Source organism: Desulfocicer niacini (assembly GCF_054657595.1).
The window spans coordinates 95,242-106,684 of sequence record NZ_BAAHYK010000020.1 but is presented as its reverse complement, the minus strand read 5'-3'; the positions used below and the strand labels follow the sequence as shown (position 1 = coordinate 106,684).

The window sequence follows — 11,443 nt, the reverse complement described above, 5'->3', positions numbered from 1 at the left end:
TCCTCAAACTAATAAAATTAAAAATTGAATATTGGGATAAGACAATTGGGAATTGCCACCATTTATATTTTATCAAACAACCGCTTAAGAGCCCCTAATGACGAGCGTATCAAGAAAAAAATCAAAGTTACACAAATGCATATCAGTAATAAATATTTTTGACAAGCATAAAAAAATATATGTAACTATTCATGAGTACAATCATCAATAACAGGTGTTAATTAATAGGGCATATTTGTCAATGATCCAAAGTCCTCCAGATATTTTAAATAAATACACCTTATCGCTTGTCCGTAACGGTTTATGAACCACCGATTCGGATATGCGCAATATAAGCATTTGTCTTGGATAATGCCCAACGTCCCTGACTTGAAAATACCGTTTTAGCCGCAGATTTCCAGGAGACTCCTTGCTAAAATCGGGTTTAGCATTTACATCAAATGGATCTTGGGAGTGGTTATGGCGGAGCTTTCATGTTTGACATCATTGAAAATAAGTATAAAAATACCAAAATGTATGGATAAATTGCAACTACAATGCATCCATAAAGGAATTTGCCACAGCCAGATTTTTATTCATCATCATGGCTTCTGTGGACAATCCCATGGCAAGTCCGATGAGCTGGGGCAGGTATATCACCGTAATGGAAAGATCTTCATGGGTTCCACTGGCAACGGCTTTCTGAAACCCTTCAAGGTTCATCTGGCACATGGGACACACGGTGACAATGGCATCTGCCCCCCGGGCATCCAACAGGATATTTTTCACCAGCTCACCTGCCACCTCCCGTTTGGTGTTCATCCCCGAAGCACCGCAGCAGCTGGCTGCAGAGTTCCAAGGAAGCACTGTGGCACCGCAGGCCTCAATAAGCGGGGTCATGGTGACAGGGTCTTCGGGATCATCAAATCCGGCATAGGGTCTCAGGCACTGGCATCCATAGTAGGGTGCAATTTTAAGTTCCTTTAGGGGATTTACCACCCGCTCTGAAATCCTTGCAGCCCCGATATCATGGGCCAACACATCTAAAAGATGGCGCACATTCCGGTTGCCGTTAATAGTCAACTCATCCACGGCCAGGGCCTCATCAATTTGATTGCTGAGCTTTTCGTCAACCAGTCTTTCCTTCATGACCTTCTGCAGATTCAGGTAACAGGCACTGCAGGGCACCAGAATATCGCCGGCCTCCTTGATTTTTTCAGCCAGGGCAATATTTCTGGCCGGCAGCACAAAGGACAGCAGTTGACTCATGGGTTCCGCAGCCGTGGCACCACAGCAGTTCCAGTCTTTGATGTCAATGAGCTGCACCTCAAGTTCCGCCATCAGTGCCCGGGTGGCGCCGTCGTATTCCACGGCAGAACCTTCAAGGGAGCATCCCGGATAATAAATATATGTCATGGCTGTTCCTTTATTCTTTATATGAAAAGGCAGCCTCCAAGGCAACCTCAGCAGAGCCGCCCCCCCCCGATGGGCAATAGGAACCGGACAATTGAGCTGTCTACAGTTCCGGTCCGGGACCATTGCCCGTCGGGGGGGGCGGCGGTATAATACCATTTAGCTCCGAGCTTACGACCCTATATTTGTTGTGTTCGACAGGACATGACCGTTATATTATTCCGATCTATTCATATTCTTCCTGTGCATTGCCTGCCTCCTCAAGATTCTCGATTTCCTTTACCTTCTTAAACAGTCTATCCAGGTTGGAATCATCTGCCCCTGATGGGAATTGAATGGCCACCTTGTTTTTTCTCATGAGCTTTAATCCGATACCGGCAAACTCAAAGGGCAACAGGGGATTTTTCATGGCCATGAAATAAAGGGTCATGAACTCGGTTTCCCGGACCCGGCCATGGCGGCGTACACTTTCCATGAAACTGCCGTAAAAGGCAGTTCCTTTTTTATATCCTGGTGTCTTTGCTTTGAACGCCTGCTCCTTTAAAAGAGACATGATCCGGGTCAGGGGTAATCCCCTGGGGCATCTTAACGTGCAGTAATAACAGGTAGAACACAACGAAAATGTGGTGCTGTTAAATATATCTTCGGTGCGATCCATGAGCACCAGTCGCCACAGCTTCCGGGGGGGCATATCCATGGCAAAGGCATTGGGGCAGGATGCCGTACAGGTACCGCACTGCATGCAGGTGTTGAGTAATTCCTTGATGTGGATGGTGGTGATCATATTTTCCTCCAATTAAATCAGTTCATGGCCGCATCAATGATATCCAGCATCTGCCGATCTTTAAACCCGTTTAAAAAAGATGCACTGGCCGGGCAGATGGCGGCGCAGGCTCCGCATCCCTGGCACATGACAGGGTCCACCTCCACCACCATGATTTCACTATTAAGGCTCCTTGCCCCATAAGGGCATGCCCCGATGCAAAGTTCGCAAAGACTGCAAAGGGTGGTCTTGACACCTGCAGTTACAGTGGCCGCCTTCAGACTTGTTTTCTTCAATATGCGCAAAGCCCGCATGGCCGCCGTTTCGGCCGAGGCCATGCTGTCCGCCACGCTGCGGGGTCCCAATGCCATGCCGCAGGCAAAAACCCCTTCTTTAATGCTGTCTACGGGCCTGAACTTGTCGTCGGCCGCTTGAAAAAATCCATACTCATCCACATCCGCTCCCGCTATTTCTGCAGAAGATGCAGCTTTTGAAGGCACCACGCCGGTGGCCAGCACCAGTCGCTGGGGCGAAATTTCAATGGATTCTTGGATGATGGGTTCAAAAATGCTCACTTTTACCCCATCAGATTCCACACGTATCTCAGGTTTTCGATCCAGTGTATATTGGATAAATACAATACCCGCTTCCCGGGCCTGGTAGAAAAAAGGTTCGGTAAACCCCGGAGTCATCATATCCCGGTAAAGCACATAAATGTGCATGTCAGGATGTTCTTGTTTCATCAAAAGAGCGTGTTTCAATGCCGATGTGCAGCAGATGCGGCTGCAATAGGGTTTATTTTCATCCCTGCAGTCCACGCACTGGATCATCACCATGCAGTCCACTCCTGCCATGGCCGAGGGATCTTCTCCAAGGGATTGTTCCAGCTCTTTTAAAGTCATGATGGAAGGATGCTGACCATGGCACATGGCGGAACTGACGGCTTCCTGTCCCCCGGTGGCCACAAGGGTAACGCCGTGTTCAACGATCCTGACCTCTTGCGTTTCCGATTCAATGGTGGAGACAAAATGCCCTGCGTGGCCAAAGGTGTCCGCCAGGATTGCCCCGGTTACCAGTTCTATTTTGGGATGGGCCGTTACTGCTTCAATTGTTTCTTTTACAAGCAGTGGAAAATCCCTTCCCGTAATGTCTTTATGGAGCCACAAGAGGTTTCCGCCAGGCTCCATAGCCTTTTCCACCACCACCACATGGGCATCATTGTCCGCCAGAACCAATGCGGCGGTCATGCCTGCAATGCCGGCTCCCACCACCAGGGCGGTTTTTTCTACCTTTACGGGCACTGTGGTGTCCGGGGTTTGATGACGGATACTCGTCAGAGCCATACCCACCCGTGAACGGGCTGTTGCAATTGGGGTCTGGAAGATATCCACCACATCAAAATAATGGGGGTGGAGTTTCATCTGAATTGAAAGTTCCTTGATCTTTTTAAGAAAAAGATGGGGAAGACAGGCCCCCACCACCACCCGATTTACCTTCAGTTGGGTAACCTTAGACACAAGTTCTTCCCATCCTTCCCTGGTACACAGATTTTTGGCAATGATGCAATGAAAAACATGGGGAAGCGTATTAAAAGATGCAGCCATTCCCCGGACATCCGTCGCATTATCATGGGCGGCACAGTGGCACAGCACCAGGGCCGTTGCCGGTGTTTCCATGGATACATCCGTGTATGAAACGTTCTCTATTTCCGGCGTTTTTTCACTTGGTGATTCGCTATTATGAAGCAGGGTCAAGGCCCGCAGGCTGGCAGAAGATGCATGAATCAAGGTATCATGGATATCCATGGGGCCGGAAAAGGTGCCCCCGGCAAATACGCCCTGCCCCGGTTTACCTGGAAATGACAGAGCTGGAAATCCCCAGTCATTCAATGGAATATTGCCCATGGCACAAAGGGTTGCCATGCCCTTCATCGGTTGGATACCCACGGAAAGCACCACCATGTCAAACACTTCATCGGTCTTGTCCGTGAACATATCTGCCAGATAAATTCTCAGTTTTCCCAAGCCATTATCCCAGCGAACGGAATGGGGTCGGGCCCGTTTTAAAATTATCTGGTGATCGTCAATGGCCTTTGTCTTATACGCTTCAAAGGTTTTGCCAAAGCAGCGCATGTCCATGTAATAAATAACGGTTTCAATTCTATGGGGAAATTTTTTATGCACCAGCGATGCCTCTTTCAGGGCGTGCATACAGCAGATGGAAGAACACCAGGGTGCCCCTTCCTGAAGGGTTCGAGAGCCCACACATTGAATCCAGGCAATTCTCTCGGGGGGCTTGCCGTTGGAGGGACGAAGTAACTGCCCACCGGTGGGACCGGTGCCGCTGATGATGCGTTCAAATTCCTGGGCTGTCACCACATCGGGATATACCCCATGGCCATAGGTGTTTTTCCCTGAGGAAGGTTCATAAAAATCCGTACCGCAGGTAAAAATAACCGTGCCGGTTTCCAGGGTGACGGGGGTTGTCACCGGGGGTTTTGATTCCTGGTAAAGGGCATCCACCTTTGCAAGCACTGTGTCCGGCTCAAAGGGTTTTACAATGTACTCAAGGGCGCCCCTTGTGAGGGTTTCAACGGCGGTTTCCACCGTTGCATAGGCTGTCATCATGATGACTTTCAGCTCCGGCTGGATCTCTTTTGTCCTTTTTAACACCTCGGTGCCATCCATCTGACCCATCTTGATGTCCAGAAACATCAGGCTGTAGTCGTTTTCTGAAATCATCCCAAGGGCCGTTGCGCCACTGTCAGCCATGTCAACGGCGTATCCTTCAAATTCAAACCACTCTTTCATGGAATCCCGGACGATGAGTTCGTCATCCACCACCAGAATACGAAAATTTTTACGGGGATCTTCCGGCAGGGTGATGGCATCCACCGGGCACACCGGCACACAGGCCCCGCATCGGGTGCAGGCATCCATGTCAATGGTGTAGGTGTTTGGCAGGGCATGGGGCAGCGGCAGATGGGCCGCTTTTTGCTGCCCTTTTTTCAGGTTGAATCCGTCGGGAATTTCCACAGGACAAACGTCGGCACAAGCCCCGCAACCGTTGCATTTTTCGGGATCAACAATTTGTATTTTACGGTTTAAATGGGCAGTGTAATGCCCGGGATCTCCCTCAAGACTTTCCAGTGTGGTGGAGAGCATCACCTCAATATTTTCATGGAACAGCCCCCGCCTTAAACAGAACTGGGCCGACTGATCCCGTTCCACCAGGGGCAGCATGCGGCACATGCCACACCCGTCACTGGGAAATTGATAATCCAGCCGGGACAGAATGCCGCCCATGTAAGTGGAGGCGTCTATCAATGTGACATGGTGACCGGTTTCGGCCAGATCAAGCGCCGATCGTATGCCGGCTATGCCTGCCCCCACCACCAGTGCGTTCCCTTGTTTGTCATTCATATATTGCCTCTTTTTTTATTAAGAAATCCCTGTAACATTTTTAAATTCATTTTCCATGAACACCGACAGGGGTGGTGCCTCATCCACATTTTTTCCGGCACTGTAGGCAAACCCTTTCTGGGCCTTTTCCCCCACCATTTTAAACAGCTCCGCAAGGGGAATATCGTTGGGACAGGCATTGGAGCACTGCCCGCAGCCCACGCAGGAAAGTCCCATGTGAATCATTCGGGTAACATGAAAAAACAGCGTATCCGCCGGCATTTTAAGCCCCCCCCTGGCCCTGGCCCATGCCTGGTATTGAAACGGCTCATAATCCACGACATCGGTGTTGAACACACACTCTTTACAGAAACACACCGGGCAGGCCACCCGGCAGTTATAGCAGTTGATGCAATCCGACAGATAATTACCAAGATCCGGCAGGGTGGCGGTGCGGGCAGCAAGCTCCGTGAATACCTCCTGTTCCCTGTTTTTCCGGGAGGCAATGAGTTTTTTAATATCGTCCCTGTTATCCTCCGGTGTGCCGGCTTTAAGGCCCATGGCTGACAGTATTTCTGCGCCTTTTTCTGTGGTGCCCTTAAGGGTAATCCCCTTGTGTCCGGCATGAAAAAGGCCCACGGTTATGTCTGCGTTTTCCGGCAAAGGTGCAGTGCAAATGGAACAGGCCGTGGCAATGTCGTTCTCCATGCTATCCGCAGGATCAGCCCCCAGCCGACTGTCCAGAAAGGTCTGGGTAAATTCTTCCCTTCCGGCAGCTCCTTTTTCCCTGAATGTCGTGTTGGAAAAGGCCCCCGGGCAATCAAAAGAAATGATTACCAGGTTATCCCGGGTGGCCTGTTTGATTTTCACCAACTCCACAAAGGCTCGCAGTTCACAGGGTCGCAGAAAAACGGCCATGGCCTCCCCTGCCGCTTTTTTGGTAAGCCTTGAAACCAGCCTGGCACTGTTCAGGGGAAAGGCCGGTGAAAAAGGATCTGCCTGCTCCAGAAGATCGGCATCTGTCACCAGGGTGGGCATGACGGCATTGGTATGAACCGATCGCACCGGAACCAGCAGGGATCTGTCTTTTTGATTTTCAAGAAAGGCCTTGAGAAAGGTCCGGGCCGCGGCAAGATGTGTGGATTTTTCTATTTTATAAATGGATTCCATGATCCCCTCTCCCTATATCACCTGTTTCAAGTCCGTGAGAAGCGGCCCTGCCGCCTTGATTTCCCTGACCATGGTATTAATGGTTTCAGCAAACTCAATGCCGTCACTGGCCCCGATCCAGGTGAGCCTGAGCCGTTTTTTGTCAACGCCGAAATTTTCCAGTACATGGTGGAGCAGCTTCATGCGCCGCCGGGCCTTATAATTGCCGTTGATGTAGTGGCAATCCCCCGGATGGCACCCGGATACCAGAACGGCATCGGCCCCCTGGAGAAAGGCCTTTAGTACATATTTGGGGTCCACCATTCCCGTACACATCACCTTGATAAGCCTTATGTTTTCCAGATACTTTTTCCGGGAGGTGCCGGCAAGGTCGGCCGCCGTATAGGTGCACCAGTTGCAGACAAATGCGATGATTGTGGGTTCAAAGTTTTCCATTCAACTTCTCCTTTCTATATCATATGCCAATGGCATGAATGGCGTCCATGACCCCATTGAGCTCACTGAACAGCTGTTTTTCATTGAAATGCCGCACCTGGGCGGCCCCACTGGGGCAAAACCCCGAGCAGGAACCGCAGCCCTTGCAAAGGGCCTCGTTGACAACAGAAACGTTTTTGTTTTCATCAAAGCTGATGGCCGTGTAAGGACAAAGCCCGATACAGGTTTTACAACCGGCACAGATGTCTTCATCTATGTGGGATACCGTGGAAGGAATTTCCACCTCTCCCCTTGCCGCAAGCAACAAGGATTTGGCAGCGGCCCCAGAGGCCTGGGCCACGGTGTCCGGGATATCCTTTGGGCCCTGGCAGGCCCCGGCAATGAATACCCCGTCGGTGGCGGTGTTCAAGGGACCCAGCTTGGGATGCTCTTCCAGAAAGAATCCGTCTGCGCCCTGGTTGATACCCAGTATCCGGCCGATGTCCCTGGCATCTTTTCTGGCCTCCATGGCCGTGCACAGGATCACCATATCCACCTCGGTTTTAATGACCTCCCCCAGCAGGGTATCTTCACTGATCACCAGCAGTTTTTGATCTGTTTCCGCATTATTCACACGCTCATCTGTGTCATAATGGACATCTGTCCGGGGGGCCTGGGAGATGGAAGCCACCTTGCCCCGGATAAACCGGGTGCCCTCTTCCTGGCACTTGATGTAAAACTCCTCATACCCCTTTCCAAAGCAGCGCATGTCAATGTAGTAATTATAAACAATGGCATCATGGCCTGCTTTTTCATGGATGAGATGACCATATTTAAGCGCATACATGCAGCACACCCGGGAGCAGTAGGTATGATAATTGATGTCCCGGCTGCCGATGCAGTGCAGGATGGCCACGCTTTTGGGGGTACGGGTCAGCTGACCCTGATTGTCCCGGATGAGAATCTGGCCCCCCGTGGGACCGGTGGCATTGCTTAAGCGTTCAAACTCCAGGTTGGTAAACACATTGGGAAATTTTCCATACCCATAGGGCTTCATGGGGGTGGGGTCCAGGGCATCAAATCCTGTGGCTGTTATGATGCTGCCCACCTGAATATCGATCAATTCATCCTGATCATTGTGATTCACAGCCTCGGGCTTGCAGGCGGTGACACACTGCATGCATTCGCAGCAGCCTCCGCAGTTAATGCAGCGCTGGGCCTCAATGCGGGCACTGACTTCATCCAATCCCAGGTCCACCTCTTCAAAGTTGGCGGTTCGAGATGTGGAATGCATCAAGACAGGTTCCCGGCGGGGAGTAATGACGGGATTGATCGGGAGATCTGACCAGGTGGGATCAAGTTCCGGCTCAAAAATACCAGGAAAATCTTTCACCATTTTCTGATGGATTTTCTCTTTAATCACCTCTTCTTTCTCATTGTCCGACGCGCTCAACCGGCTATCAATGGCACACACCACCCGGTGACCGGCGGCCACAGCCTCCACCACAGTTGCGGGCCCTGACACCCCGTCTCCGGCGGCGTATACACCCGGTATGGTTGTTTCCATGGTTTCCGGGTCCACCACAAGGGTTCCCCGGGCCGTTAACTCCATGGGGGTTTCCCTGTTCTGCCACAGGGTATCCACCCGCTGGCCAATGGCCGGAATCACCATGTCACAGGCGATGGTAAATTCTGAATCAGCTATGGGTACAGGGCGTCTTCGACCACTGCCATCGTCAGGTCCAAGTTTATTTTTTATGCATTTAATGCCCGTCACCCTGCCCGCTTCTTCACTGATACCCACGGGGGTTGTCAAGTGGACAAACCAGATCCCCTCTTCTTCTGCACCGATAATTTCTTCTGCTTCGGCGGGCATTTCCGCTTTACTGCGCCGATACACCACGGTGACGGCATCGGCACCGGAACGGATGGCCACCCGGGCTGCGTCCATGGCCACATTACCACCCCCGATGACCACCACATGCCCTGAAACCGGCATCTCCTGTTTTAAATTGATTCTTTGGAGAAACGCCACGGCATCCACCACCCCGTGAACCGTTTCGTTTTCAATATTCATGGCCATGGGCAACTGAGCACCGATGCCAAGGAAAATGGCCTTGAACCCCTCTTCTTTAAGGGAATTTAGGGTGAAGTCCCGGCCCAGAGCCTGGCCGGTTTTAAGGAGAATCCCCGTGGATAATATATGATCAATCTCCTGATTCAGAATTTCCGGGGGCAGCCGGTAATCGGGAATACCCGTGCGCAACATGCCTCCGGGCTGATCCATTGCTTCAAACAGGGTCACTGGATATCCCTTCAGTCTCAAATAATAGGCCACGGTGAGCCCTGCAGGGCCAGAACCTACAATGGCAATGGGGGCATCTTTTTCAGGTAACTTCGGCAGTGGACGTTTGTTTACATCTCCATGGTCTGCAGCCACTCTTTTTAAATTTCTGATGGATATGGCATCGTCAATCAAGGCCCTTCTGCAGGCCGTCTCACAGGGATGGGGACACACCCTACCCAGTACGCCGGGAAGGGGCAGCCGTTCCATGATAATGTCCAGGGCCTCCTGGTATTTCCCCTGCTTGACCATCTGAACATATCCCTGGACATTGGTACCGGCCGGACAGGCCGTGCGGCAGGGGGGCGTGGATTTTTTGTCAATGGCAAAGGTGATGGGCACCGCCTGGGGAAAGGCCCGGTAAATGGCCGTTCGTTTCTGCAGCCCCACATCCCATTCACTGGGCAGTTCCACCGGGCACACCGTGGCGCACTCGCCGCAACCGGTACATTTTGAATTGACATAACGTGCCTTTTTACGCACTGTAACCGTGTAATTACCGATGTAGCCGGACACCTCCTCCACCACGGAGTTGGACAAAAGATTAATGTGTTCATTCTGTGCCGTCTCCACCATTTTGGGGGTGCCGATGCAGGCGGCACAGTCCAGGGTGGGAAAGGTCTTGTCAAACTGAAGCATGTGGCCGCCAATGGTGGTATCTTTTTCCACCAGCCAGGCGGTGAGACCGGAATTACCAATGTCAATGGCTGCCTGCATGCCGGCAATGCCGCCCCCCACCACCATTATATCGGGATGGATGGATACTTTGCGCTGGGCCAGACTCTGATGGAAATTCACCCGGGCCAGGGCCGCAGCTGCCAGGGTTTTAGCCTTTCGGGTAGCCCGGTCCCGGTCGTCGGTGACCCAGGACACCTGTTCCCTCACCGATGCCATCTGGAACTGATAGGGGTTAAGCCCTGTCCGGGCCAGAACGCTTTGGAAGGTTTTTTCATGGAGCCGGGGGGAGCAGGACGCCACCACCACCCGGTTTAGCTGGTAATCCCGGATATCTTTTTCAATGAGTTCCTGACCAGGATCTGAACACATGAACTTGTAATCTCTTGAGATGACGACATTCTTAATGGTCCGGGCATAGGCTGCCACTTCTTCCACCCGGACCATGCCGGCGATATTGATGCCGCAATGACACACATAAAATCCGATTCTGATATTCATATTGATGCCCCTTATACTGCATATCTTCGGGTAACAGGGAGATCAAAAATTGCTGAGTCCCTTGTATTTTTCTATTTTTCTATAAGCAGATGAATCTGCTCTATCAGCTCATCTTCCTGTAATGGTTTTTCAAGAAATGGAATCTGGGATCCGGAAAAGAAAAGATTTGCCCCTATTTGTAATTTATGTCGGAAAAAAAGGACTTTTAGAGGAATGGCGCAGATAAACAGAACCGGTGTGTTTTTTGCGTGGCTCAACAGTTTCTGCATGCCCTGCTGGGACACCAGTGCATCCATAATCAGCAAATCCGGTTTGCGCGCCAGAAATTTGCGCAACGCATCCTGTTCATCCGAGGCTAAACTTACATCAAAGTGTCTGTTTGTCAGAACGGTCTGAAGAAAGCCCCGGATATCAGCTTCCTGATCCACAACAAGTATTTTTTTTTGTTTGTGATCCATGCCATTTTATGAATGCAATTTAGGGACCATTCTATATTCAGGCTTTTTTTATTTACGCAATTGTTTAGATTTTTTTGTAAGATACTATTTTTTCAATGTTTTTTAGTTTGTTACAACCTTAGTATCGAGAAAAAACAGCCCGGGGAAACTTAAAAGTATAGTGCAAATTGTCGGCTTGCAATGCAACTTTTGGCAATACTATTTGTTCAATATAGATATTATTTCTAACTCTTATTGCATTTTTATGTTGCACTAATTGGCATATGCAATATTTTTGCAACAATGCAACATCAGTGGCTGATCACAACATGGGGCAGATGGGAAA

The 11,443-nt window shown here is 50.6% G+C and carries 7 protein-coding genes; all 7 read right to left on the bottom strand.

Annotated features, from left to right (window positions below; all coding sequences use genetic code 11):
* Positions 1-531 precede the first annotated feature (531 nt).
* Positions 532-1,395, bottom strand: coding sequence for a CoB--CoM heterodisulfide reductase iron-sulfur subunit B family protein (locus ACYQ2M_RS12630; RefSeq protein WP_459916707.1), 864 nt, complete (start codon positions 1,393-1,395; stop codon positions 532-534).
* A gap of 223 nt (positions 1,396-1,618) precedes the next feature.
* The gene (locus ACYQ2M_RS12625; RefSeq protein WP_459916706.1) at positions 1,619-2,176 is read right to left on the bottom strand and encodes a 4Fe-4S dicluster domain-containing protein; all 558 of its coding nucleotides are present in this window, start codon (positions 2,174-2,176) and stop codon (positions 1,619-1,621) included.
* 17 nt (positions 2,177-2,193) lie between these two features.
* Positions 2,194-5,577 (bottom strand): response regulator, encoded by a 3,384-nt coding sequence (locus ACYQ2M_RS12620; RefSeq protein WP_459916705.1) that lies wholly within the window; start codon positions 5,575-5,577, stop codon positions 2,194-2,196.
* Positions 5,578-5,595: 18 nt separating this feature from the next.
* Positions 5,596-6,726: a Coenzyme F420 hydrogenase/dehydrogenase, beta subunit C-terminal domain gene (locus ACYQ2M_RS12615; protein WP_459916704.1), complete on the bottom strand. Its 1,131-nt coding sequence runs from the start codon at positions 6,724-6,726 to the stop codon at positions 5,596-5,598.
* Between the two features lie 12 nt (positions 6,727-6,738).
* Positions 6,739-7,161, bottom strand: a complete 423-nt coding sequence (locus ACYQ2M_RS12610) for a hydrogenase iron-sulfur subunit (RefSeq protein ID WP_459916703.1) — start codon at positions 7,159-7,161, stop codon at positions 6,739-6,741.
* Positions 7,162-7,180: 19 nt separating this feature from the next.
* Positions 7,181-10,660: an FAD-dependent oxidoreductase gene (locus ACYQ2M_RS12605; RefSeq protein ID WP_459916702.1), complete on the bottom strand. Its 3,480-nt coding sequence runs from the start codon at positions 10,658-10,660 to the stop codon at positions 7,181-7,183.
* A gap of 71 nt (positions 10,661-10,731) precedes the next feature.
* Entirely contained in the window at positions 10,732-11,118 is a 387-nt protein-coding gene (locus tag ACYQ2M_RS12600) for a response regulator transcription factor (RefSeq protein ID WP_459916701.1), read from the bottom strand.
* Positions 11,119-11,443: the final 325 nt, after the last annotated feature.

Bases quoted from the DNA above. Each gene is read 5' to 3' on its own strand.
- ACYQ2M_RS12630 (WP_459916707.1), bottom strand. From the start codon at position 1,395: ATGACATATATTTATTATCCGGGATGCTCCCTTGAAGGTTCTGCCGTG.
- ACYQ2M_RS12625 (WP_459916706.1), bottom strand. From the start codon at position 2,176: ATGATCACCACCATCCACATCAAGGAATTACTCAACACCTGCATGCAG.
- ACYQ2M_RS12620 (WP_459916705.1), bottom strand. From the start codon at position 5,577: ATGAATGACAAACAAGGGAACGCACTGGTGGTGGGGGCAGGCATAGCC.
- ACYQ2M_RS12615 (WP_459916704.1), bottom strand. From the start codon at position 6,726: ATGGAATCCATTTATAAAATAGAAAAATCCACACATCTTGCCGCGGCC.
- ACYQ2M_RS12610 (WP_459916703.1), bottom strand. From the start codon at position 7,161: ATGGAAAACTTTGAACCCACAATCATCGCATTTGTCTGCAACTGGTGC.
- ACYQ2M_RS12605 (WP_459916702.1), bottom strand. From the start codon at position 10,660: ATGAATATCAGAATCGGATTTTATGTGTGTCATTGCGGCATCAATATC.
- ACYQ2M_RS12600 (WP_459916701.1), bottom strand. From the start codon at position 11,118: ATGGATCACAAACAAAAAAAAATACTTGTTGTGGATCAGGAAGCTGAT.